Origin of the sequence: Sphingomonas sp. Root720 (assembly GCF_001428605.1) — a bacterium.
Taxonomy (GTDB): domain Bacteria; phylum Pseudomonadota; class Alphaproteobacteria; order Sphingomonadales; family Sphingomonadaceae; genus Rhizorhabdus.
Genome location: NZ_LMID01000010.1, coordinates 268,051 through 292,040, shown reverse-complemented (window position 1 = coordinate 292,040; position 23,990 = coordinate 268,051). Strand labels below are relative to the sequence as shown.

Genomic DNA, 23,990 nt, shown 5'->3' with positions numbered 1-23,990 from the left:
GTCAGCCGATGCCGGTCGTGAAGTGGAGCACGAAGGCGATGAAGCTGAGCACCAGTCCCGTCACCATCACGCGATAGGCATAGCCGAGCAGCCGGTACTTCTTGCGGGCGAGCACCCGGCCGTTCTGGTAGATGTCGTGGGCGAAGGCCTTGAACACGGCTTCGTGAGTCTGCACCGTCTTCAGCATCATCTCGACGAACTCCTCCTCGCTCAACTGGCTGAACGAGCCGAAGAACAGCAGATTCGCCGGGCCGTCCGGCCGCGGCGCAGCCTTGGTCGAGGGTAGCACCGCCATCACCGCGAGCAATGCGGACATGAACGCCGCCGCGCCGAGGATCAGCAGCGCGACCGCGGGCCCGCTTCCGGCCTTGGCCTGGCCGATGGTGACGGTGAAGATGACGAAGGTCGTGCCCATCAGCAGATTGGCCTTCTGGTCGGCCATCTGACTGAGCTGGTACTGAATCTGCTGTGTCGTCCGAAGCAGGTGAATGAAATCCGGCGAATAAACGCGCGGTCCGTTGGGATTTGCGGATTCTGCCGACACATGGCCCCCTTGAGCGACATCCGATCATCGCGCTTATGCATTGCGAACCCGTCGCTGCCAAGCGCCGCCGCGCGCTTGCCGCGATGCCGCCGCAATCGCTTGTCATGCGCGGCCCAACGACCTTAAGGACATGGCATGAGCAGCAGAGAAGATATCTTCACCCGCGTCGCCGAGCAGATCGAGCCGTTCAACAAGAAGGGTATCGACCTGGCCGAGACGACCAGCTTCGCCGGCGATCTCGAATGGGATAGTCTTACGGTCATGGATTTCGTCGCGGCGGTCGAGGACGAGTTCGACATCATCATCACGATGAACATGCAGGCCGAGATCGAAACCGTCGGCCAGCTGGTCGACGCCGTAGCCAAATTGCGGGGCTGACCTTGGCGACCGATCTCTTTTCCAAGTTCGACCCGCTGATCGCCGAGCGCGAGGCCCTGCTCGCCACCGGGGTACGCGACCCGTACGCGATCGTGATGGACGAGGTGCTGTCGCCGACCGAGGCAATGATCAACGGCAGGAAGACCATCCTGCTCGGCACCTACAACTATATGGGCATGACCTTCGACCCGGACGTCATCGCGGCCGGCAAGAAGGCGCTCGACGAATTCGGCTCGGGCACGACCGGCAGCCGCGTGCTCAACGGCACCTATCAGGGCCACAAGGAGTGCGAGGAAGCGCTGAAGGAGTTCTACGGAACCGAGCACGCGATCGTCTTCTCGACCGGCTATCAGGCCAATCTCGGGATGATCTCCACGATCGCCGGCAAGGGCGATTACATCATCCTCGATGCCGACAGCCATGCGTCGATCTACGACGGCTGCTGGCTCGGCAACGCCGAGATCGTACGCTTCCGTCATAATTCGGTCGAGGATCTCGACAAGCGGCTGGGCCGTCTTCCGCCCGAGGCGGGCAAGCTCGTCGTCCTGGAGGGCGTCTATTCGATGATGGGCGACATCGCCCCGCTCAAGGAAATGGTCGCCGTCTCCAAGAAGCATGGTGCGATGATCCTCTGTGACGAAGCCCATGGCATGGGCTTCTTCGGCGAGCATGGCCGCGGCGTGTTCGAGGAGGCCGGGGTGGAGGCCGATATCGACTTCGTCGTCGGCACCTTCTCCAAGTCGGTCGGAACGGTCGGCGGCTTCTGCGTCTCGAACCATCCCAAGTTCGAGGTGCTGCGCCTCGTCTGCCGTCCCTATGTCTTTACCGCCTCGCTGCCGCCGTCGGTGGTCGCGACTGCCGCGACTTCGATCCGCAAGCTGATGCACGCCGGCGAAAAGCGCGCCCATCTGTGGAAGAACTCCCGCCGCCTGCACCAGGGGCTGCGCGACATGGGTTACAAGCTCGGGACCGAATCGGCCCAGTCGGCGATCATCGCCGTGATCCTGACCGACATGGCTCAGGCCGTCGGCCTGTGGCAGGGGCTGCTCGAAGCAGGGCTCTATGTGAACACCGCCAGGCCTCCGGCGACGCCGGCGGGCATGTTCCTGCTTCGTTGCTCGCTATGTGCCGAACATAGCGACGAGCAGGTCGACCGTATCCTCGGCATGTTCGAAAGCGCGGGGAGGGCAACGGGGGTCATCTCCTGAGCTTTCAACGGTTCGTCCGGTTAGTGGCTTTGCCCGTCGCTGCGGCTACGGTACAAGATGATGATGGCGACGTTCTCTCCCGACGCCTTGAAGCGGGGTGTGTCCCCCGCGGCGCAGCGCGTGCTCGCGGCTGCCGTCCTCGCCGTCGTGGCGCTGGGCCTGCTGATCGCGGTGGTCGCCATGGTCGCGCGCTCGAACGACGCGCGCGACGAGGCTTTGCAGCGCGAGCAGCACAGCTACGACATCATGGTGCTCACCCGCTCGCTCGACGCGTCGCTGGCGCGGTCGGAGGCGGCGCTGGGGCGCTATGTGGTGAGCGGCGATCGTCGGGTCGGCACCATCTATTATGACGAATGGCGCCGCGCGATCAGCCAGCTGCGCCAGCTCGACAGGCTGGTCGCAGGCCAGCCCGAACAGAGGAAGCTGGTCCGGAAGCTCGAGCGACTGGCGGCAGAACGCGACAAGGAGTTGGCGGCAGCCGCCTCCTTCGCCAATGTCGGCAAGGGCTGGTACGCGATCGGCATGTTCAACAAGGCCGGCGAATCCCCCAATGTCGTCGCCATTTCAGCGACTCTCGAAAGCATCGCCTCGAACGAGCGGACCCGCCTGGGCCAGCGGTCCGAAGATACCTTCTTCTCGGCCGAGCGGGCCAACGGCTTCGCGACGTTGCTGTCGGTCCTCGGCCTCGTGCTGATGGGCCTCGCCATCCTGCTCGGCTGGCTCGCGGCGGCGGCGGCGGCGCAGCGCGCCCATGCCGCCGAGCAGGCCGAGGTGGAATTCGATCGCGCCACGCAGCTCGAGACGGCCGTCGCCGAACGCACCCGCGAGTTGAGCGAGGCCAATAGCCGGCTGCGCGAGGAGAGCGAGACCCGCGCGCGCGCCGAGGCCCAACTCGCCCAGGCCCAGAAGATGGAAGCGGTCGGTCAGCTTACCGGCGGCATCGCACATGACTTCAACAACATGCTCGCGGTGGTGGTGGGGGGCCTCGATCTCGCGCGGCGCAAGATCGCCCAGCGTCCGGCCGAGGCGGGCGTCCATCTCGACGGCGCGATGGAGGGAGCCGACCGCGCGGCGGCGTTGACCCGGCGGCTGCTGTCCTTCGCCCGCGCCGAACCGCTGCTGCCCGATGCGGTGCAGCCCGCACGGCTCGTCGCGGGGATGAACGTCCTGCTCGATCGGACCCTGGGCGAACGCATCACCGTCGATGTCGACACCACCGAGGCGCATTGGCCGATCTGGGCCGATGCACACCAGCTCGAAAACGCGATCCTGAACCTCGCCGTCAACGCGCGGGACGCGATGGAAGGGGCGGGACGGCTCGGCATATCGGTCGCCGATGTCGCGATCGGCGGCACCGATTCGACCGCCATCAAACCGGGCGACTATGTCCGCATCGCCGTCACCGATACCGGCTGCGGGATGCCGCCGGAGGTCCTCGCGCGCGCGTTCGAGCCGTTTTTCACGACCAAGCCGGTCGGCAAGGGGACCGGCCTCGGCCTCAGCCAGATCTTCGGCTTCGTTCGTCAGTCGCATGGCGATGTCCGCGTCGACTCGGAGGTCGGCAAGGGCACGACCATCTCGTTGTACCTGCCGCGCTATCGGGGGATCGCGGCCGAGCGGAGCGTGACCGACGCCGTCAACGCCGTGCGGCCGAACACCGGTTCACTCTCGATCCTGCTGGTCGAGGACGACCCTCGCGTCCAGGCATCGACGCGCGCCGGCTTGGCCGAGCTCGGGCATATGGTCCGCGCCTGCGCCTCGGGCGAGGAGGCCGTGGCCATCCTGGCCGAAAATTCGCGCTTCGACCTCATCCTGACCGACGTGATGATGCCCGGCATGACCGGTCCCGAACTGATTGCGACGATCGGCCGGGACTATCCGCGCATCGCCGTGCTGTTCGTTACCGGCTATGTCGGCGAGGCTGGGCAGAGCGACGACTTCGCAGGCCATGAAGTGCTGCGCAAACCCTTCACCATCGCAGCGCTGGGCAACGCCGTCACCCGCGCGATCGAACGCCGTGGCGAACTGTCGAACTCGCAGGCGGCGTAGAACCAGGCCGCCTACTTCACCGCCCCCCCGGCGAGCAGTCTTGGCAGCAGGCTGATCGCGCCGAGAATCGGCCAGCGGCGCTGCCAGGGCTTGATCTCGATCGCGGCGCCCGCGTGGCGGTTGATCTTCCAGGCAAGGTAGTCGATCCCGCCGGCATAGGTGGTGCTGGCCTTTGCCAGGCGGGCTAGGGTGAGGGCCTTGCCTTCGCGCCGCCGCCTGGCCCAGAGCCGCTCCCCGATGCTGCGTTCGGCGGGTGTCGGGGGATGGGTGAAGCCCACCTCGTCGCCGGTGATCGTCGCGCCGATTCCTGCGGCGGCGAGGGCGGGAGCGGTGAAGCGGCGATAGCGATCCGGATCGGCGTCGGCCACCGAGCCGGCGCGGCTCTTGCGCTCGGCGCGCAATTCGGCCGCGTAGGTCAGCGCGAACGCCTCTGCCCACAGTCGCCCGATGGCGATGCGTTCGGGCAGCATCGGCCTGGCCGCTGAGAGCAGGGCGGGAGCGGCGAGGCCCACCGCGGCGATGCAAGCCTCGCGGGCCGCGACATCGGCGACCCAGACGAGTCGCGACGGCTGGGCGAAGCGCGCCCATACCGATACGTTGAGCGTCGCCGACGAGGCGAGGCGAGCGAAATCCGCCTCGCTCAGCACCGCATATTTGGCGATCAGCCCGTCATGCTCGAAGGGGAAGACATTGGGCGGCAGAAGGCGGTTGGCAAGGGCGAACCAGCCCGTTCCGAAAGCCTGGCCATAGTCCGAGACGACCAGGTAGAAATCGAGCATCAGCCCGTCGAGATTCGATTCGCGCAGGCAGGAACCGTAGAAAAGGACGGCGCGCGACGCGGTTCCGTAGCGCTGCGCGATCGCCGCGGCCATGGCGGCGACGCGCGGATCCACAGGCTCTGCCAGTTCCGCCGCCACCAGCGCTTCGAGGGTCATGGGCTGCCCGGTTCAGGCGGCGAGGCGCAGGAAGGGCACCGGCGGCGTGGTCTTGAGGACGATCGGCCGGCCGGTATCCGCCTGGAAGATCTCGCCGTCCAGGATCACGCTCGAGCGGTCGCCCTCGATGCGAATCTCGTCGCCGCGCTCGAAATGCACGCCGTCCATGCGATCGCGACCGACGCGCCCCAGAAATCCGGCGAACAAGGCACGCAGCAGCGGCAGCGGCCGCTGCTCGACCACCATCATCTGGAGCGCGCCCGAAGTCGCCGTGCCGCCGGTGCTGCTACCCAGCAGCAGCTTGTGCAAGGTGGTGACGATCAGCAGCGAGAAGCGGCCCTGCAACTGGCCGTGCCGCATCATCGACACCTTCATCGGGCGGGCGGCGGGCGGCAGGAAGGCGGAGCGGATGCCCAGGATCAAGGTCGCCAGCACCGCGATCGCGGTCAGGAAATGGCTGATGCCGTTGGGCAGACCCAGCGGATAGATCTTGTTGCGGCAATAGAGGATGGTGTCGGCGAGGCCGGCCCCGCCGAGGAACATTCCCAGCACCGGACGGGTGCCGTCGGCGCCGTCCGACAGGGCGATCAGCTCGCGTACGACGACATGGTCCTCGATGCCGCTGCGGGCGATCTCCATCACGCGTTCGAGCGCGGCGATCGGATCGCCGACCGCGCCCAGATCGAGTGCGATCAGGTTGGTCTTGCCGTTGGGCAGTACCGCCACCGGCGGCGGCGCGCCGTCGAAATAATTGCCCAGATAGAGCTCGGTCAATGCGGCCTGCACCGTGCCGTCACCGCCATTGACCACAAGCACCTTGGGATTGACCCGGGCAATGGTGCGTAGCGCCTCGCCGATCTGCTCGACCGATTCGACCTCATAATGGAAGATATCGCTGTGCGCGGCGCAGAAGCTCCGCATCCGCGGCAGCATCGACAGGTTGCCCGTCGAGCGTGGATTGGAGAGGAGCGCGACCGCCGCCATCGTCAGCGCGACGCCATCGCGAGCGGACCGAAGGAGCCGCCCTGGACATAATTGAGAGTGACGGGGACCTGGGTGACGCCGTGGACGTTCACCTGCACCTTGTCGGGGGCCGGCTTGCGCCGGAAGATCACGTCCATCAGCGAAAGCCTCGGATTGCCCGACATGCCGCCGCCGTCATTCATGCCGGTCTTGCCCGATCCGTCGATGTCGTGGCGCACCGATACGGCGTAGCTGCCATTGGCCCCGACAGGGACGCAGACATCGACCGCGCCCGAGGGCGGGACGGGCACATCGATGCGGCGCAACCAACTGCCCTTTTCGAAATAGCGGGTCGGGTTTCCGCCATAGGACTGAACGCGAAGCGTGCCGGTGCGCTTCTTGAAACCATCGACATGGACCAGCATCGCGGGGCCGCCGCCGTTGCAGGCGGCCGAATCGGGGCCGAGCACGGCCGCCCCTGCCGCGGCCGGCATTGCCGCCACAAGCGAGAGTCCAACCATCCCAACCACAAGTTTCGACATGACCTCATTACTCCTGGAAGCTATAGCCTGCGCGAACGCATGGCCGGCACACTGCCCCCATGAGTCGGAAGGTGGGCTGCGATTGCGGCCAGAACATGGTCACGGGGCGTCGAAAACTTGAGATTTGACACGCTTACCGACCGCTATGTCGCCCGGCTTATCGCGACGCCGCTGATCGCGACGCTGGTGATCGCGGCGATGTTGCTGACGCTCGACAAGATGCTGCGGCTGTTCGATTTCGTGGTGTCGGAAGGCGGGCCGGTCAGCGTCGTCTGGCGGATGCTCGCCAATCTGATCCCGGAATATATGTCGCTCGGCATCCCGATCGGGCTGATGCTCGGCTGCCTCCTTGCCTTCCGCAGGCTAGCGATGTCGTCCGAGCTCGACGTCCTGCGCGCGGTGGGTATGAGCTACGGCCGGCTGCTGCGCGTGCCTTATTATTACGCGGTCGCCCTGGCTCTCCTCAATCTTGCCATAGTCGGCTTCGTCCAGCCTTATTCGCGCTATGCCTATGAGGGGTTGCGCTTCGAGCTGCGTTCGGGCGCGCTCGGCGCATCGATCAAGGTCGGCGAATTCACCAAGCTCGGAAAGCGGATGACGATTCGCGTCGAAAGCAGCCGCGAAGGGGGGCGCGAGCTTTCGGGTATCTTCGTGATGACCGAATCGAAGGATGGGAAGAGCCTGGCGGTGACCGCCGAACATGGCCAGTTCCTGGCTACCGACGATCCCGACACGATCATCCTGCGGCTCCAGAAGGGCGTGCTCGTCCACGACGCGCCGCAGTTCAAGGAGCCGCGCGTCCTCCAGTTCGTGGGCCACGACCTGCCGATCGACTTGCCGAAGATGGAAGCCTTTCGCCAGCGCGGCGGCCGCGATCTTGAAATGACGATGCCAGAACTGGTGGTGACCGCGCACCAGGCGAAGACCCCGGCGAAGCAGCGTGCCCAATTCCGGTCGGAATTCCATTTCCGCCTGGTGGAGGTGGCGACGATGTTCCTGCTGCCGATGTTGGCGCTCGCGCTGGCCATTCCGCCCAAGCGCTCCTCCTCCGCCCTCGGCGTCTTCCTGTCGATCGTGATGATCGTGACCCAGCACAAGATCAACGAATATGCCGCCTCGGTCGCAGCGCTCGGCCGGATCGATCCGCTGATCGCGCTATGGGTGCCCTTCCTGTTCTTCGCGGCACTGGTATGGTGGATGTATCGTACGATCGCCCACGTCCCCGGCGGTCAGCCGATCGGCGCACTCGAACGCGGTGCCGACAAGGCGTTCAAGGCGGTCGGACGCTGGGTCCGCTTCGGCCGGAAGGAGGCCGCGTGAATATCTCCTTCTTCGCCTCGCCGACGATGACCTTCTACATGGCCCGGATGTTCCTCGTCCGCTTCGCGGCGGTGCTGGCGGCGCTGGTGATCGTTCTGATGGCGCTCGACCTGCTGGGGGAATCGGGGGACATTCTTGCCTATCCCGGCAATGGCGACGCGCAGCTGTGGATCTACGTCACCCTGCGCACGCCTCAGATCATCGCCCGCTTCCTGCCCTTTGCGGCGCTGCTGGCCACCCTCATCACCTTCGTCACGCTGAACCAGAACAGCGAGATCGTATCGATGAAGGCGGCGGGCATTTCCGCCCACCAGATCCTGGCGCCGCTGGTGGTGGCCAGCCTCGGCGTCGCCATCCTGTCGTTCACCTTCAACGAACGGGTCGTGGCGCGCGCCACCGCGACGCTGAGCGCGTGGCAGGATGCCGATTACGGCCTGATCCCCCGCGATCGCGGTATCGTCCCCAACGTCTGGGTACGCGACGGCGACGACCTGATCCATGCGATCGCGGTGCATGGCCGGGGAACGCAGGCGCAGCTCCGCGACATCACCGTCTACGATCGCACGGGCGGCCGTCTCGTCGCGATCGTCAAGGGCAGCCGTGCCTTCCAGACGGGCGGCGTGTGGCGGATCGCCGGAGCCGGCCGTTTCGATGTCGAACGCGGTGTCACGACCCAGCTGCCGACCTATGATTTCGGCCGGGGGGTGACCGCCGACCGCTTCACCCTGTCCAACGTCGATCCGGCATCCAAGTCGATCCTGCAGCTGCGCACCGCGATCGCCGATCTCGAAGCCGCCGGCCGTCCGACGGGGCCGCTGCGTGCCGGCCTGTGGCACAAGCTCTCGGGGCCGTTGTCGGCGGTACTGATGCCGCTGTTGGCGGCCGTCGCCGCCTTCGGTCTCGCCCGCTCGGGCCATCTGTTCATCCGCGCGGTGATCGGCATGGCGCTCGGCTTCGCCTATTTTGTCGCCGATAATTTCGCGTTGGCGATGGGCAATCTCGGCGCCTATCCACCCTTTCTGGCGGCCTGGGCGCCCTTCCTGCTGTTCCTGCTGATCGGAGAAACGGTGCTGATTCGGACCGAGGAATAGCTTTGCGACGCCGAACGGTCGCAAAAGCGCCGCATTGCCAATCCAGACCGCGATCCCATATTGGAGCCTCACCCGGGGCGCTTTCGAAATCGAGGTTTTGCGTGAAGTTGTCGGCCATCAAGCCCGCCTTCTGGGCGAAGGACCACCATCTCGACCGCATGACGCTGCGCGAGCTGGTGATCGCCTATTTCCAATATCCGGCGATCATGGGCTATCTGCTCAGCGCTGCGATCGCGATCGGGCTGTTCTTCCGCTATCCCGCGCCGGTGTTGCCGACCCTGGCGGCGATCGGTGTATCGGTGTTCGTCTACCCGCTGGTCTGGTATTGCCTGCACCGCTGGGTGCTGCACAGCCGCTGGATGTTCAAGGTGCCCTTCCTGGCCGCGACCTGGAAGCGTATCCATTACGATCATCACCAGGATCCGAACCGGCTCGAAATCCTGTTCGGTGCGCTCCACACGACCCTGCCGACGATCGCGCTCGCAACCGCTCCGATCGGCTATGCGATCGGCGGCACCGGCGCGGCGCTGGCCGCCTTCGCGACCGGGCTGATCACGACCTGCGTCTACGAATTCTTCCACTGCATCCAGCACCTGGCCTACAAGCCGAAGCAGCGGTGGGTGGTGAACATGAAGGCCCGCCACATGGCGCATCACTTTCATGACGAGCGCGGCAATTTCGGCATCACTAACTATTTCTGGGATCGGCTGTTCGGCACCTATTACGAGCGGATCGACAAGGCGAAGAAGAGCGAGACGGTGTTCAACCTCGGCTATACGCCCGAGGTCGCCCGGCGCTATCCCCGGGTCGCGCAACTGTCGGGCGGTGTCGCGACCGGCCATCCGAGCCAGCGCATCCCGCACTGATGTCTCTCCTCATCCGTCCCGCCGCCGGCAAGGCGGACCGGAAGCGCTTCGTCGAACTGGCCTTCACGCTCAACGCAGGTGATCCGAACTGGGTGCCGCCGTTGCGGATGGAGGCGCTCGAGCTGATCACGCCCGGCAAGAATCCTTTCTACGAGCATGCCGACCAGCAGCTCTTCCTCGCCGAGCGCGGCGGGAAACTGGTCGGTCGGATATCGGCGCATATCGATCATCTGTGGCTGTCGATGCCCGTCGAGCAGGGTGGCGGCCCGGGCATCGGCAATTGGGGCCTGCTGGAAGCGGCCGACCAGGAGATCGCCACCGCGCTGATCGCACGGGCCGAGCAATGGCTGCGCGACCAGGGCATGACCAGCGTCATGGCGCCGCTCAGCTGCTCTATCTGGGAAGAGCCTGGCCTGCTCGTGCAGGGCCATGATCACCCGCCGACGGTGATGATGGGCCATCACAATGCCGCCTATCAGGGCTGGGTCGAGCCGCTCGGCTACAAGGGGATCAAGGATCTCCTGTGCTATGAGCTCGACATCACCGGGGATTTCCCGCCGCTGGTGCAGCGGATCGTGTCGTCGGGCGAACGAAATTCGCGCATCCATATCCGCAAGGTCGACAAGAGCCGCTTCGACGAGGAAGCCGCGCTGATCCTGTCGATCCTCAACGATGCCTGGTCGGACAATTGGGGTTTCGTTCCGATCACCCCGAGCGAGATCGCCTATACCGGCAAGAAGTTGAAGCCGGTCGTGTTCGAGGACCTGATCCGCGTGGCCGAGGTCGATGGCGAACCGGTCGCCTTCATGATGACCTTGCCCGACCTCAACGAGCTGACCGCCGATCTCGACGGGCGGCTGTTCCCCTTCGGCTGGGCGAAGCTGCTCCTTCGGCTGCGCAAGCCCCAGGTGAAGACCATGCGGGTTCCGCTGATGGGCGTCGTCAAGAAGCTGCAGGCGACCCGCCTCGCGAGCCAGTTGGCCTTCATGATGATCGAATATATCCGCCGCGATTCGATCGCCAATTACGGCGCCAGCCGCAGCGAGATCGGCTGGATCCTCGAGGACAATCAGGGGATGCGATCGATCGCCGAGACCATCGATAGCCGGATCAACAAGGTCTATCGCATCTACGCCAAGGATCTCTGATCCCCGACTCATGGGAAGCACCGATGTCGCTGCAAATCTGGTGGATCTTCGTCTGTGCGACCTTTGTGATCTCGGCGATGCCGGGGCCCAATATGCTGCACGTCATGACCCAGAGCATGCGGCACGGCTTCGGCCGGGCGATCTTCACCATGGCTGGGTGCATGCTGGCGCTGCTCTGCCTGTTCGGCCTGTCGGCGATGGGAATGAGCGCGCTGCTCGCCGCCTTGCCGCAGTTGCTGACGGCGATCAAGATCATGGGCGCGGCCTATCTGATCTGGATCGGCGTCAAGGCATGGCGGGATGAGGGTGCGCCGATCGACATTGCGTCCGATGCGATCGAGCCGCAACGTAGGACGCCGGGCGAATTGTTCCGCGCCGGTTTCCTGATCAGCCTCAGCAATCCGAAGGCCTTGATCTTCGCCGCGGCCTTCTTCCCCCAGTTCATCGCTCCTGCGCTTCCCAAGGGGCCGCAATTCGCGATCCTGCTGGCAACCTTCGTGGTGATCGAGTCGGGCTGGTATATGACCTATGCGACCGGCGGGCGCACCCTGGCCCGCTATCTTCGCCGCGCCGAATGGCAACGCCAGCTGAGCCGGGTAAGCGGCGCGCTGTTCATCCTGTTCGGGCTGTCGCTACTGGCGTGGCGCGAACGTTGAGGAGAGTGGGATGACGATCGACGATATCGACGACAAGCATGCGGCCGCGGCGTTCCGCCGGCTGGTCCGCCACCTCCAGCATCGTGACGATGTGCAGAATGTCGACCTGATGGGACTGGCCGGCTTCTGCCGAAATTGTCTGTCGGACTGGCTCGCCGAGGGTTCGGCGGGCGCGGTCGACAAGGATGCCGCGCGCGAGGCGGTCTATGCGATGCCCTATTCGGAATGGAAGGCCAAGCAGCCGCCCGCGACTTCCGAGCAGCTCGCCCGGATGGAGGCGAGCGTCGCGAGGAACAAGGCAGGCTGAGGCCTCAGCCGATAAGGCCGACCGCCCAGCGCGCGAAGGCGATCCAGGGTTCGGTCTGCCACACCGCGATCCGGATCGCCTGCGATCCGACGAGGCAGGCGCCGCCGATCGCGGTCGCGCGGTGGACCCTGCCATATCGCTTCAGATCCCACGTGATCAGCGCGAGCAGGAACAGGTCGCTGAAACCGAACAGGACGACCGGGCCGGGAATGAAGGCGGGCCATGGCCAGCGTCCCAGGCCGGGGCTCGTCATCTCGATCATGGCTAGGACCATGTAACGCTTGTGGCTGGCAGGGTCGTTGCGCTTGACCAGTGCGGCGGCGATCAGGCCGCCGAATACGGGCACGCCTAGTAGCGGGATCGACAGCCAGCTCAGCGGCGGGACGATCGGTGGACCGGAGGCGCGCCCGACCTGATGGAGGCCGCTCAGCGTCGCGACGGCGATCATCGCGGGCAGCAACGGGATCGCCGCGATGCCGAGCCTGCGGTGAATGTCGCGACGGCCGCCGGTGACGAGCAAGACCTGTACGAGGAACAGTAGCATCCAGGCGGTAAACAATGTGCCGTGCAGATGGACCAGCGGCGTCAGCGATGGTGGCGGGGGTCCGAAGCTGACGAGGCCGCGGAGGAAATAGCTCGGCAGGAAACCGATGATGATGGTCGCCACCATCGTCGCCGCCATCACCGCGAAGAAGCGGCGCTCGGGCGTCCGAGCCCGCGAGGAATCGATCCGGTCTACCATATGAGTCCCCACTCCCTTGGTCTTTCGACCTTATACCGGAATCGAGACGGAACGGTTGCGCAATTACCTTAGGGTGATCCAGGTCGGCGCATGGTCGCTGGCCTTCTCGAGCGCGCGCGTGTCCTTGTCGACGCCGGCGTTGTTCAACCGGTCCGCGGCCGCCGGGCTCAGCATCAGATGGTCGATGCGGAAGCCGGCATCACGTTGCCACGCACCCGCCTGATAATCCCAGAAGGTATAGACGGGTCCGTGCGGATGAATGGTGCGGACCGCGTCGGTCCAGCCCGCATGGCAGAGGCGGCGAAAGGCGGCCCGGCTTTCGGGCTGGGTCAGCGCGTCGCTCGCCATCGCGCGTTCGGAGAAGACGTCGTCGGTCGATGGGGTAGGGATGACATTATAGTCACCGGCCAACACCACCGGCATCTCTTCGGTCCACAGGTCGGCGGCATGGCCGATCAGCCGGTCGAACCAGGCGAGCTTGTAGTCGAACTTGGGGCCCGGCAGCGGATTGCCGTTGGGCAGGTAGATCGACGCGACGATCACCCCGTTCACCTCGGCCTCGATATAGCGGCTGTGGCTGGGGTCGGGATCGTCGGGCAGACCCTTGCGTCGCTCGACCGGCTGGGCGCCCTTGGCGAGGATGGCGACACCGTTGAAGCCCTTCTGCCCGTGCCAGATGGCGCCGTAGCCGGCGGCCTCGATCTCGGCGATCGGAAAGGTCTCGTCGGAAGTCTTAATCTCCTGCAGGCAGGCGACATCGGGCGACTTCTGCTCGAGCCACTCGACGAGGCGGGGGAGGCGGGCCTTGATCCCGTTGATGTTGAACGTCGCGATCTTCATCGGAGCGGGATAGCGCGGCGGAAGCGCACCGTCACCCATTGCGTCACAAATGATGGCCGTCACGCCGGCGCGGTGACGTCGATAAGCGAGAATGATGCGGGTCGGCTGAGCTCAGACCGAGAAGCTCGAACCGCAGCCGCAGCCCGAGGCCGCATTGGGATTGGTGACACGAAAGGCGGCGCCGCCGAGCGATTCGACATAATCGACCGCGCCGCCGCGCACGAGGTCGAGGCTCATCGGATCGACCACAAGGGTCACGCCGTCGCGGGTTGCGACGGTGTCGTCGTCGTCGGGGGCCTCGGCCAGCTCGAACTTGTACTGGAAGCCCGCGCAGCCGCCGCCGTCGATTGCCAGCCGCAGGATCGCGGGTTTGCCGGTCTTGCTGGCGATGAGGGCGACCCGCGCCGCGGCGGACGGGGTCAGGTCGATGTCGGGCATTGCATCCATGGCCCGAAGATAGGGATTAAAAAGGCCCCCGACAATCGCCGGCGGCCTTTTCCCTTTTTTATCCCAGCCGGATCGGGAGGATCAATCCTCGGGACCACCCTGCGCGATGTCGGAATTCTGCTCGTTGACGGCCATGATGTAGTTGGCCGACTGCAGGAAGGGCATCGGGTTGACGGCGCGGCCGTCGATGCGGACCTCATAATGGAGATGGTTGCCGGTCGAGCGGCCGGTCGAGCCGACATAGCCGATCAGATCGCCGCGCTTGATCCGCTGGCCCGGATGGGCGGCGATGCGCGACATATGACCGTAGCGGGTCGAGATGCCCTTGCCATGCTCGATCTCGACCATGTTGCCATAGCCGCCGGACCATTCGGCGCGATCGACCATGCCGTCGGCGGTCGCATAGATCGGGGTACCGCTGGGCGAGGCCAGATCGATGCCGGCGTGCATCGCGGCAGAGCCGGCGAACGGATCGGACCGGACGCCGAAGGCGCTGGAGAAGGTGAACTTCGCGATCGGCAGGATCGACGGAATCGAAATTGCGCCCGTGGCGGCGACGTTGACCGTGTCGAGCTTTTTCCAGGAAAGGAAGATGGCCTGGAACTTGGCGGCGGCCTGGGCGTTTGTATTGAGGTTGCCGTCCTGTGCCAGGGCGGGCGCGGTAGACGCCGTCAGCAGCAATGCTGCGGCGAAGAGCTTCGTTTGGACCGAAGAGATCGGTCGGGCGAGCAGGCGCAGACCCGTCAGAAGAATAGAAACCAGGTGCATAATTCCCCCGACATCGGAACGCTTTGTCCGAACCGGATGCCCGGTCGGACCCTGTTACGCCGACGTCAGGAATTGCCCCCCCTCACGCGACTGGTGGGGTTGTGAGAAAGATCGTGGGGGGCGGCAACCCCGACCATCATCTCTTTCGTCAGACCGGCCCTATCGCGCGCCGAGTCGTTGAACGGAGGTTTAACCGGTCCCCGGAAGTGTAGCTGGACCATCGATTGCCAACTTTGCACGCAATCGATTCGCGCTGCGTCGCACAAGAATCGGAACCATGCGACTCCGGCCGCGACATGGTCGACCTCGTCTTCGGCGATCCGGCGCATGATCCGCGCCGACCGGTCATCGCCCGCGGCGTCGAAACGGCTTATCAGAGAAGGGGTTACGTCGAGGCCCCGGGCTTCGAGCACCATCGGCACCACCGCCAGCCGCGCCAGCGGATCATGCGCCGTTTCCGCTGCCGCCTCCCACAGGCCGTCATGCGCCGGCAGGTCGCCGTAGCGTGCACCATATGCAATCAGCCGCCGTTCGATCAGTGCGAAGTGCATTGCCTCCTCGGCACCGACCGCGACCCAATCGTCCACGAAGCGGCGGGGGAAATGCCCGCCGAACCGCCCGACAAGATCGAAGGCGAGGTCGATCGCGACATATTCGATATGGGCGAGCGCATGGAGCATCGCGATCCGCGCCCGTGGCGATCCGGCACGGCCGCGCTTTGGCATGTGCGAGGGCGGTAGCAACGGCGGCCGGCCGGTGCGCGCCGGACGATCGGGCATCGCCGTGCCGAAGCCCCAGGCGGTTCGGCCGAGGCGCCACTCGCGGGCCGCCCGGCGAGCCGCCTTCACCTTGGCGAGCGGTTGGGCTTCGTCGAGGACGGCCCGGCAGGCGGCCGAGATGTCGGAGACCATCAGATCCAGTCCAGCGCTCCAGCAGCTCCGGCACCGTCCGGAGCGTCGATTTCCCGGAAGGCCCCGTACAGGGCGAGGATCGAGCGGACATGCCGTCGTGCCACTTCGAGGCGGTCGTCGCCATAGCCGCCGCCGAGCACGCTGGCCAGCGGGATGTCGCGCTCTCGCGCTTGCCGCATCACGAAGCGATCGCGCCGGCGCAGGCCATCGTCGCTGAGGGCGAGGCGGCCGAGTCGATCGTCGCGGTGCGGATCGACCCCAGCCTGGTAGAGGATCAGGTCGGGACGGAAACCATCGATCGCGGCGGGCAGATGGCCAGCCAGCACCGCGAGGTAATCGGCATCGCCGGTCATGTCCGGCAGCGCGAGGTCGAAGGAGGAACGCGCCTTGCGTGCGGGGAAGTTGCGCTCGCCGTGGATCGAGAAGGTGAAGATGTCGGGCCGTCCCGCCATCAGCACCGCTGTCCCGTCGCCCTGGTGGACGTCGAGGTCGACGATCATGATCCGCCCGACATCGCGCTCGGCGATCAGCCGGTTGGCGGTGACGGCGAGATCGTTGAACACGCAATAGCCCGCACCGGTGTCGGCCATCGCGTGGTGGCTACCCCCCGCACTGTTGGCGGCATAGCCGTGCGCCAGCGCGAGCTTCGCCGCGAGCCAGGTGCCGCCGGGGGCGAGGAACGCGCGCCGCGTCACGCGCTCGGTGACTGGGAAGCCGATCCGCCGCGTCTTGTGCGGCGGCACCCGGCTGGCCGCGACCTCGGCGACATAATCGGGATCGTGGACTGCCTCGATCCACGCGTGCGGCATCGGTTCGGGCCGGTGGAGGACCGGATCGGCGCCGCTTTCCTCGATCGCCTGCATCACCAGGCCATATTTGTCGAAGGCGAAGCCGCTTCCCGACGCGGCCGGCGCGACATAATGAGGGTGGTGAACGACGTGCAGCATCTTGCCACCTTATCCGATTTTGCCGATGGGAAGCCATGAACGAGGAATTTGTCCGCCCCGACGTCCGCGCCTTTCTCGATGACCTCAACAGTCGCGAAGGCCCCAAGACGCATGAACTCGATCCGCCGACGGCGCGCGCGATGTCGGCCCGGATGCGGGCCGTCGCCGATGTCGACAGCCCGCCGGTCGCGACCCGCGAGGACCTGTTCATTACCACCCATGACGGTCGCTCGATCCCGGCCCGCTTCTACGACCCGCGCCCCGAGCGCGGGGAAGGGCCGCTGGTCGTCTTCTTTCACGGCGGCGGCTTCGTGCTCGGCGACATCGAGCTGTACGACGCGGCGGCGGCGGACATCGCGATCGGGCTCGACCTGCCGGTGCTGTCGATCGACTATCGGCTGGCGCCCGAGCATCCGTGGCCCGGCGGTCCCGACGATTGCGAGGATGCGACCCGCTGGATCGCCGAGCAGGGCATGTTGTTCGGGCGGCGCTTCAACGCCCTGGCGTTGTGCGGCGACAGCGCGGGCGGCACCCTGACGATCATCACCGCCATGGCATTGCGCAACCATCCGGCGCCGCTGCCGGTGATCGCGATCTGGCCGCTCTATCCGGCTGTCGACCTGCGCAAGCGCTATCCGTCGACCGAGCGGCTGGGTGAGGGCTATATGCTCAGCCTCGATACGCTGCGCTGGTTCAACGGCCATTATGCACCCGATTTCCAGCACTGGCGGGCGTCGCCACGCGTGGGAGACCAGCGCGGCATGCCGCCCGCGCTGGTCTCCGTGGCGACACTCGACCCGCTGCTCGACCAGGGGCGGGCCTATGCGATGGCGTGCATCGAGGCGGGCGTGCCCGTCGTCTATCGCGAGGCCAAGGGCAACATCCACGGCTGGCTTACCCTGCGCCGGGCCATCCCCTCGTCGGAGGAGGATCTGCGTGGCTGCCTGGCGGCATTCAAGGCGATGATCGAGGAATATCGGCCGTGAAGAAGACGCTCCCCTACCGTCCGGCGGCGGCGATCATGCTGCTCAACAGCGACGACAAGGTTTTCGTGGCGCAGCGGATCGATAGCGCGCTCGAAGCCTGGCAGATGCCCCAAGGTGGCCTCGACCCCGACGAGGAGCCCGAGGCCGGCGCGCTGCGCGAGCTCGAGGAGGAGACCGGGATCAGGGCGGAACTCGTCGAGATCCTGGCCAGGGCGCCCGATGTCCTGCTCTATGATCTGCCGCCCGAGCTGACGGGCAAGATATGGGGCGGCCGTTATCGCGGGCAGGCGCAGCACTGGTTCGTCGCCCGGTTCCTGGGCACCGACGCCGACGTCGACCTCGAGACGGCCGAGCCCGAATTCCGCGCGTGGAAGTGGGTCGATGCCGGCGAGCTGGTCGACCTGATCGTTCCGTTCAAGCGGGATCTCTACGCCCAGGTAATCGAGGCTTTTCGCGATCACCTGCCCGGCTGACCGGTCTTTGCGGATCGGACGCTACTGATAATCACTTGCAACTGAGAGAAAGAGGGATTAGCGGCTCCCCCGAATCCAAAGGGGGAAAGATGATCCGCTCGCTCCGTATCGCCGCGTCCATGACCGCGTTGGCCATCGCCGTGCCGGCACTCGCGCAGGCCGGTCCCGATGCCGAAGCCGGTACTGAAGCGATCCGGGACGACATCGTCGTCACCGCCGCGCGCAGCATCCTGCCCGCCAACGCGCTGCCGCTGACCGTCGACGTCATCGGCAAGGCCGATCTCGACCGGCAGATCGCCATAGCGGGATCGGTGAACGATGCGGTCGCGGCACTCACGCCGTCCTTCTCGCCGACCCGGCAGAAGCTGTCCGGCGCGGGCGAGACGCTGCGCGGCCGTTCGCCGCTCTACGCGATCAACGGCATTCCGCAGTCGACGCCGCTGCGCGACGGTAGCCGCGACGGCTTCACGATCGACGGTTTCTTCATCGACCGGGTCGAGCTGATCTACGGTTCGAACGCGTTGCAGGGGATCGGCGGCACCGGCGGCATCGTCAACCAGGTGACGGTCGGTATCCCGACGCAGGACGGTATTTCCGGCCGAGTGCTGCTTCAGGGCACCGCCGACGACGGGTTCAGCAAGGACGGCATCGGCGGCAAGGCCGGTGGCCTCGTCCAGTACAAGGCCGGCGATTTCGATGTGACGATCGGCGCCACTTACGAAAAGCGCGGCGTCTATTATGACGGCGACGGGCGCCGGGTCGGCCTGAACCTGACGCAGGGCGAAACACAGGATTCGAAGACTACGAATTTTTTCACGCGGCTCGGCTATGCTGTGTCGGGCAGCGCCCGGCTCGATCTGATCGCCAGCCGGTTCGAGATGGAGGGCGATGGCGACTACCGCGCCATCGACGGCAATCGCCTGACCGGCGTGCCGACCAGCGCGGTGCGGGCAAAGCCTCCGGGCAAGCCCGCCGCCAGCCGTACCGAAAGCGTCGCCCTGACCTATACCGATACCGAGCTTGCCGGGGGCAATCTGGTCACCCAGTTCTTCTTCAACCGTACCCGCGACACGTTCGGCGGAGAGTTCGCGAAGCAGGCGACCTTCCAGGATCCCACGATCGAACCGATCGGCACCCTGTTCGATCAGTCGCAGAACCGCTCGCGCAAGCTGGGCGCCAAGTTCAGCTATGAGCGCGCCGTGCCCGGATTCGAGGCGCTGACCGCGATCCTCGGCCTCGATACCCTGTTCGACAAGACCGAGCAGCGGCTGATTGCGACCGGTCGCGTCTGGGTGCCGCCCAGCGATTTCCGCAGCCTGGCGCCATTCGCGCAGCTCAATCTAGGCCTGTTCGACGGCAAGCTGCGCTTCGCCGGCGGCGCGCGCTGGGAGAATGTGCAGATCAAGATCGCCGATTATCATACGCTCGCCTCCACCACCGCCACCGGCACGCCGCCCAACCCGGCGACCTTCGGGGGCGTCGACGTGGCGGGCGGCAAGCCGAAGTTCGACGATGTGCTGCTCAATGGCGGCATCATCTTCGAGCCGTGGCAGGGGATCCGCGCCTATGCCAGCTATGCGGAGGGCTTCACCGTACCCGATATCGGCCGCATCACCCGCGCCGTGAACCGACCCGGCATCGATATCGACACCTTCGCCGACGTCAGCCCGATCGTCTCGAACAACCGCGAGCTCGGGCTCGAGGTGAAGCGCGGTCCGATCGACGCCTCGGTCACCTATTTCTGGTCGTCCAGCGACAAGGGGCAGTTGCTGATCGCCCGGCCCGATCGCATCTTCGACGTCCAGCGCCAGCGCGTCGAGATCGAGGGGCTGGAGGTCAACCTGCGTACCCAGACGCCGGTCGAAGGTCTGAAGGTCGGCGTCGGCTATGCCATGATCAAGGGCCGCTATGACAGCGACACCGCCAATCCGGACGGCGTCGTCGACACCGATCTCGACGGCGCCAACATTTCGCCCGACCGGCTCAACCTGTCGGCCAGCTACAATAGCGGGCCTCTGTCGGCGCTGGTGCAGACCAATTTCTATCTGTCGCGCACCTTCCACGGCAAGGCGAACCCCGATCCGCGCAACAATTTCGGCGGCTATAACCTGACCGATATGTCGGTCCGCTACCAGACGAAGCTCGGCGGCCTGAGCTTCAGCGTCCAGAACCTGTTCGATAGGCAATATATCGACTACAGCAGCGACACCCGGCTTCCGACCGATAACCTCGCCTATTTCGCGGGGCGCGGGCGCACCTTGACCCTCGGCTGGGACTATCGCTTCTGAAACTGCTCGACACGCTGCACCGCTGGACGGGCGGCCTGATCGGGTTGGTGCTCGCCCTGCTCGGGCTCACCGGCGCGATCCTGGTCCATCGCGATGCCTGGATCGCGCTGCCCCATGCGGCCGACGCGCGGGTCGCCGATCCGGCCGCGCTCGCGGTCGCGACCGCGCGACTGATGGCCGATCCCGCCGTCCGACCGCAGAGCATCCTCTATGCCAGCGACGGCTTCGGCCTGCTGCGCTTGTCCTATACCGAAGGCGCGGGCGCCTATGCCGACCAGGCGGGTGCGATCGTCCGCCGCTGGGACAGCCAGTGGGAGCGGCCCGAACTTTGGCTGTTCGATCTCCACCATCACCTCTTCGCGGGTGACATCGGTGAAGTGGTGATCGGCATCGCCGGGCTGTGCGGGCTGTTCTTCGTCATGTCGGGGGTGGTCCTGTGGTGGCGGATGCGCAGGACCTTCGAGTTCCGGCTGTGGCCGCGCCGGCTCACCCGGCCGGGGATCGTGCGCCATCATCGCGATCTCGGCATCGTCGTCGCGCCGCTGCTGCTGCTCTCGCTCTACACCGGGACGGTAATGATCTTCCGCCCGGTCGCGGGAGCGGCGTTCGGTCCCGGCACGTCGGCTGCGGTCGAGAAGAGCCTCGAAGCGCCGAAGCCGCTCCGCGTGCCCCTGTCGGACAAGGTCGACTGGGCCGCGATCGTTCGGGGTGCTCATGCCCGTTTCCCCGATGCCGAAATCCGCCTGCTCGCCCTGCCGCGCAAGGACAGCGGGCTTATCGCGATCCGTATGCGCCAGCCCGAGGAATGGCTGCCCAACGGGCGGACGATGCTGTGGTTCGCGGCCGACAGCGGGCGGCTGGTCGCGGCGCGCGATGCGCGCAGCTTCGGCCGGCAGGTCCGGGGTTACAACATGCTCTATCCGCTACACGCGGCCAAGGTGGGCGGCCTGGGCTGGAGGATCGTGATGACCCTGTCAGGCCTGGCGCTCGCGCTGCTCGGCAGCCTCGCGGTGTGGAGCTTCTGGTTCCGGCGGCCGAAGCGGCGGCTATAGCGCCTGTGCGGCGGCCAGCACCGCCTCGGCATGCCCCTTGACCTTCACCTTGCGCCAGATGCGGGCGATGGCACCGTCCTTGCCGATCAGGAAGGTCGCCCGGTCGATGCCCATATAGTTGCGGCCGTAGAGCGTCTTTTCGATCCACGTCCCATAGGCTTCGCATACGCTGCCATCGACGTCGGAGGCGAGGCGCAGCTCCAGCCCATATTTGTCGATGAACTTCTGGTGCTTCGCCGGCGTATCCTTGGATATGCCGATGATCGTGGCGCCGGCGCGGGCGAAATCCTCGGCCAGCGCGGAGAAGCCCTGTGCCTCGGTCGTACAGCCTGGCGTGTCGTCCTTAGGGTAGAAATAGAGGACGAGGATCTTGCCAGCCTCTTCGGCGACGCTCGTCTTGCTGCCGTCGGGCAGGTCGAGCGTCACGTTCGGGGCCTTGTCGCCTTCGTTGAGCATCTCATGTCTCCTTCGTCACGCGACCCTTAAGCCGATGCGAAGGCCGACTTCAACCGCCCCCGGTCATCGCCCGCGCGACCGTGGCCTGCCAGCTTTCCTGGACGATGACGCGGGCGGCGCCATAATCGGCCTCGAGCCGCTCCCAATGGTCGTAGCCGCAGGCGCGGGCAATCGTCGACCGCTGCTGGGGCGCGGGCTCCCGGCCGTGCGGCGACAGCAGGCGCAGCACCACCAGCAGCCGCGTCAGCGTCTCATGCGCGCCGGCCACGGCCGGATCGAGCAGCCCGGCCTTGACCTGGGCGCGGATCGCGGTGCGCAGGTGGGGATGGATGCCGACATGGCGGCCGAGCTGGTTCACATGGACGGCGAACTCGAGGTCGACCAGCCCGCCGCGTACCAGCTTGACGTCGAACGGCCCCTGCGGCGGCTTGTGGCGGGCGATGTCGCGCCGCATCTTGACGGCATCGAGCAGCAAGCCGTTGCCGTCGCGTGGCTGGCGCAGGCGGCGCCCGACGATCGCCTTGACCGCCTTGCGTGCGGCATCCGATCCGTAGACCGGCCGCGCGCGGGTCAGCGCCATATGCTCCCAGGTCCAGGCGCTTTCGAAATGATAGCGCTCGAAACTCTCGACCGAACAGGCGAGCAGCCCCTTCGCGCCCCAAGGGCGCAGCCGCGTGTCGATCTCGTACAGGGGCCCCATGGTCGTCACGGTCGCCATCGCGTTGGTGATCTGTTGCGCGACCCGGCAATAATATTCATTGGCGTCGAGTGGCTTGTGGCCGTCGCTCTGCACGCGGTGATTGCCGGTGAACAGGTAGACGATATCGAGGTCGGACCGGCCGGTCAGCGCGCCGCCGCCAAAGCGGCCCAGCGCGAGAACGACCAGTTCCGACCCCGGCACGACGCCGTGTTTCTCGCGCATGCGCGAGAGCGCGTCGTCGGCCATGGTCCGCAGGCCCGCTTCGGCGAGATAGCCGTGCGCTGCGGCGATATCGAGCGGATCGGCCTTCCGCTCGATCAGCCGCAGGCCGAGGCCGAAGCGGTGGGCGTCGATTGCCTGGGCGATGCGCAGATGGCCCGCCTGCCGGTCGTCGGCGCCGATCAAATGGCCGAACTCGGTGTCGAGATCGGCAGGCGGGGACAGCGGTATGAATGCGCTGCCATCGATCAGCCGGCGGATCAGCGCGGGCTGGGCGATCAGGTGACGCGCCAGATCCGGCGCATGGCCGAGCAGTCCGAGCAGCGACCGCAACAGCGCGGGCCTGGCCCGGAGCGGCGCGAACAGGGCGATGTCGGCGGGCAGGCGGCCGACGATCTCGTCGAAGGCGGCCAGGGCGGTATCGGGGTCCTGATAGCGTTCGAGCGCGTCGATCATGGCGGGCAGCAGTGCGTCGAGCGCATCGCTTTCGGCCCGATCGGTCGACGTCTCCTGTTGCCAGCCGCGCATTCGGCGCGCGGCGCGCAGCGGGTCGGCGAAGCCCGAATCGACCAGCCGGGCCTCGAGCGCATCGTCCGTGTCGGGATGGAGCAGCGCGCGCATCTCGCGCGACAGGGTCTCGTGCAGGCGATCGGCATCGGCGCGGACCGGGGCCAGCATCGCTATCATCGCGGTCGCGGCCAGCATGTCCTCGCTGAAGCAGGCGGTCGGGATGCCGAGCCTCGTGGGGAGCGTCAGCAGCCGTTCGACGTCGCCGAACGCCTCGCCGAGATCGGCATGCGCGCGCTCGAAGCACCGGCGGGCCGACGGCGACAAGGCGGCGGGATCGGCCAGCTTGGCGATCAGGTCGGCGGCCTGGACCGCGAACGCGTCGAGTCTTGCGAACAGGGCATCGATCCGCCCGGCGCCCGGCTGGGTTCTCAGGCCGAGACAGCGGCGCTCCAGTTCGGCGAGCAACTGGGCCGAACCGGGGCCGCGGTCGGCGGCGGGTTCGGCGACATGGGGGGCCGATACCCGGATGGTGGGTTCGTGCCTCATGACCGCACCCGGTCGAGGAAAAGGGGGCGCCCCGATACGCAGGGGCGCCCGTCGATGAATACGACCATCGATTTTCTCACGCTACGCAACACACACTT

25 protein-coding genes are annotated in these 23,990 nt (G+C 66.3%); 13 read left to right on the top strand and 12 right to left on the bottom strand.

The genetic code is table 11. The features are described 5' to 3' along the window. Position 1 precedes the first annotated feature (1 nt). On the bottom strand, positions 2 to 442 hold the full coding sequence (locus ASE22_RS08735; RefSeq protein WP_235536236.1) for a Pycsar system effector family protein: 441 nt from the start codon (positions 440 to 442) through the stop codon (positions 2 to 4). A 237-nt stretch (positions 443 to 679) separates the two neighbouring features. Here ASE22_RS08735 and ASE22_RS08730 point away from each other — a divergent pair, with 237 nt between their 5' ends. The 3 genes from ASE22_RS08730 (at position 680) to ASE22_RS08720 (ending at position 4,179) form a co-directional block, all read left to right on the top strand. After that, complete coding sequence (locus ASE22_RS08730; RefSeq protein WP_012050083.1) at positions 680 to 922, top strand: acyl carrier protein; 243 nt, start codon at positions 680 to 682, stop codon at positions 920 to 922. Beyond that, positions 919 to 2,130 (top strand): serine palmitoyltransferase, encoded by a 1,212-nt coding sequence (gene spt / locus ASE22_RS08725; protein ID WP_056357583.1) that lies wholly within the window; start codon positions 919 to 921, stop codon positions 2,128 to 2,130. Before ASE22_RS08730 ends, spt begins: the two co-directional genes overlap by 4 nt. A 63-nt stretch (positions 2,131 to 2,193) precedes the next feature. Continuing rightward, on the top strand, positions 2,194 to 4,179 hold the full coding sequence (locus ASE22_RS08720) for an ATP-binding protein (protein WP_056358714.1): 1,986 nt from the start codon (positions 2,194 to 2,196) through the stop codon (positions 4,177 to 4,179). Positions 4,180 to 4,190: 11 nt separating this feature from the next. Here the strand turns inward: ASE22_RS08720 and ASE22_RS08715 are convergent, their stop codons facing one another. The 3 genes from ASE22_RS08715 to ASE22_RS08705 are packed head-to-tail and all read right to left on the bottom strand — an operon-like array spanning position 4,191 to position 6,619. Further along, positions 4,191 to 5,114: a hypothetical protein gene (locus ASE22_RS08715; RefSeq protein WP_056357580.1), complete on the bottom strand. Its 924-nt coding sequence runs from the start codon at positions 5,112 to 5,114 to the stop codon at positions 4,191 to 4,193. 12 nt (positions 5,115 to 5,126) lie between these two features. Beyond that, complete coding sequence (locus ASE22_RS08710; protein ID WP_056357578.1) at positions 5,127 to 6,098, bottom strand: diacylglycerol/lipid kinase family protein; 972 nt, start codon at positions 6,096 to 6,098, stop codon at positions 5,127 to 5,129. A gap of 2 nt (positions 6,099 to 6,100) precedes the next feature. Continuing rightward, entirely contained in the window at positions 6,101 to 6,619 is a 519-nt protein-coding gene (locus tag ASE22_RS08705) for a DUF2141 domain-containing protein (RefSeq protein WP_056357576.1), read from the bottom strand. 117 nt (positions 6,620 to 6,736) lie between these two features. Here ASE22_RS08705 and lptF point away from each other — a divergent pair, with 117 nt between their 5' ends. From lptF to ASE22_RS08675, 6 genes are all read left to right on the top strand, one after another. After that, complete coding sequence (gene lptF / locus ASE22_RS08700; protein ID WP_056357572.1) at positions 6,737 to 7,939, top strand: LPS export ABC transporter permease LptF; 1,203 nt, start codon at positions 6,737 to 6,739, stop codon at positions 7,937 to 7,939. A 26-nt stretch (positions 7,940 to 7,965) separates the two neighbouring features. Continuing rightward, entirely contained in the window at positions 7,966 to 9,030 is a 1,065-nt protein-coding gene (gene lptG, locus ASE22_RS08695; RefSeq protein ID WP_056358709.1) for an LPS export ABC transporter permease LptG, read from the top strand. Positions 9,031 to 9,188: 158 nt separating this feature from the next. Continuing rightward, positions 9,189 to 9,896, top strand: a complete 708-nt coding sequence (locus ASE22_RS08690; protein WP_082545863.1) for a sterol desaturase family protein — start codon at positions 9,189 to 9,191, stop codon at positions 9,894 to 9,896. Continuing rightward, on the top strand, positions 9,896 to 11,044 hold the full coding sequence (locus tag ASE22_RS08685) for a GNAT family N-acetyltransferase (RefSeq protein ID WP_056357569.1): 1,149 nt from the start codon (positions 9,896 to 9,898) through the stop codon (positions 11,042 to 11,044). The genes ASE22_RS08690 and ASE22_RS08685 overlap by 1 nt, the downstream gene beginning before the upstream one ends. Before the next feature lie 23 nt (positions 11,045 to 11,067). After that, positions 11,068 to 11,700, top strand: coding sequence for a LysE family translocator (locus ASE22_RS08680; protein WP_056357566.1), 633 nt, complete (start codon positions 11,068 to 11,070; stop codon positions 11,698 to 11,700). A gap of 10 nt (positions 11,701 to 11,710) precedes the next feature. Continuing rightward, positions 11,711 to 12,007, top strand: coding sequence for a DUF1244 domain-containing protein (locus ASE22_RS08675; RefSeq protein ID WP_056357563.1), 297 nt, complete (start codon positions 11,711 to 11,713; stop codon positions 12,005 to 12,007). A gap of 4 nt (positions 12,008 to 12,011) precedes the next feature. Here ASE22_RS08675 and ASE22_RS08670 read toward each other — a convergent pair whose 3' ends face one another. The 6 genes from ASE22_RS08670 to ASE22_RS08645 all read right to left on the bottom strand — a co-directional run bounded on the left by ASE22_RS08670 (position 12,012) and on the right by ASE22_RS08645 (position 16,662). After that, positions 12,012 to 12,749: a hypothetical protein gene (locus ASE22_RS08670; RefSeq protein WP_056357560.1), complete on the bottom strand. Its 738-nt coding sequence runs from the start codon at positions 12,747 to 12,749 to the stop codon at positions 12,012 to 12,014. 63 nt (positions 12,750 to 12,812) lie between these two features. Continuing rightward, on the bottom strand, positions 12,813 to 13,589 hold the full coding sequence (xth, locus tag ASE22_RS08665; protein ID WP_056358707.1) for an exodeoxyribonuclease III: 777 nt from the start codon (positions 13,587 to 13,589) through the stop codon (positions 12,813 to 12,815). 111 nt (positions 13,590 to 13,700) lie between these two features. Further along, on the bottom strand, positions 13,701 to 14,027 hold the full coding sequence (erpA, locus tag ASE22_RS08660; protein WP_056358704.1) for an iron-sulfur cluster insertion protein ErpA: 327 nt from the start codon (positions 14,025 to 14,027) through the stop codon (positions 13,701 to 13,703). Positions 14,028 to 14,117: 90 nt separating this feature from the next. Beyond that, positions 14,118 to 14,804 (bottom strand): M23 family metallopeptidase, encoded by a 687-nt coding sequence (locus ASE22_RS08655; RefSeq protein ID WP_235536237.1) that lies wholly within the window; start codon positions 14,802 to 14,804, stop codon positions 14,118 to 14,120. Positions 14,805 to 14,869: 65 nt separating this feature from the next. Beyond that, positions 14,870 to 15,715: a ferritin-like domain-containing protein gene (locus tag ASE22_RS08650; protein ID WP_056357554.1), complete on the bottom strand. Its 846-nt coding sequence runs from the start codon at positions 15,713 to 15,715 to the stop codon at positions 14,870 to 14,872. After that, positions 15,715 to 16,662 (bottom strand): histone deacetylase family protein, encoded by a 948-nt coding sequence (locus tag ASE22_RS08645; RefSeq protein WP_056357551.1) that lies wholly within the window; start codon positions 16,660 to 16,662, stop codon positions 15,715 to 15,717. The genes ASE22_RS08650 and ASE22_RS08645 overlap by 1 nt, the downstream gene beginning before the upstream one ends. A 35-nt stretch (positions 16,663 to 16,697) precedes the next feature. Here ASE22_RS08645 and ASE22_RS08640 point away from each other — a divergent pair, with 35 nt between their 5' ends. From ASE22_RS08640 to ASE22_RS08625, 4 genes are all read left to right on the top strand, one after another. Continuing rightward, a complete protein-coding gene (locus tag ASE22_RS08640; RefSeq protein WP_056357549.1) occupies positions 16,698 to 17,648 on the top strand; it encodes an alpha/beta hydrolase in 951 nt (316 codons plus the stop codon). After that, complete coding sequence (locus ASE22_RS08635; RefSeq protein ID WP_082545831.1) at positions 17,645 to 18,121, top strand: RNA pyrophosphohydrolase; 477 nt, start codon at positions 17,645 to 17,647, stop codon at positions 18,119 to 18,121. The genes ASE22_RS08640 and ASE22_RS08635 overlap by 4 nt, the downstream gene beginning before the upstream one ends. A gap of 89 nt (positions 18,122 to 18,210) precedes the next feature. Next, on the top strand, positions 18,211 to 20,409 hold the full coding sequence (locus ASE22_RS08630; RefSeq protein ID WP_056357546.1) for a TonB-dependent receptor: 2,199 nt from the start codon (positions 18,211 to 18,213) through the stop codon (positions 20,407 to 20,409). Then, positions 20,406 to 21,461, top strand: coding sequence for a PepSY-associated TM helix domain-containing protein (locus ASE22_RS08625; RefSeq protein ID WP_056357543.1), 1,056 nt, complete (start codon positions 20,406 to 20,408; stop codon positions 21,459 to 21,461). Before ASE22_RS08630 ends, ASE22_RS08625 begins: the two co-directional genes overlap by 4 nt. On the opposite strand, the gene ASE22_RS08620 is transcribed toward ASE22_RS08625, so the two are convergent. Further along, positions 21,456 to 21,917: a peroxiredoxin gene (locus ASE22_RS08620; RefSeq protein WP_056357540.1), complete on the bottom strand. Its 462-nt coding sequence runs from the start codon at positions 21,915 to 21,917 to the stop codon at positions 21,456 to 21,458. The genes ASE22_RS08625 and ASE22_RS08620 overlap by 6 nt on opposite strands. A gap of 49 nt (positions 21,918 to 21,966) precedes the next feature. Beyond that, on the bottom strand, positions 21,967 to 23,892 hold the full coding sequence (locus ASE22_RS08615; protein WP_056357537.1) for a [glutamate--ammonia-ligase] adenylyltransferase: 1,926 nt from the start codon (positions 23,890 to 23,892) through the stop codon (positions 21,967 to 21,969). Positions 23,893 to 23,990 lie beyond the last annotated feature (98 nt).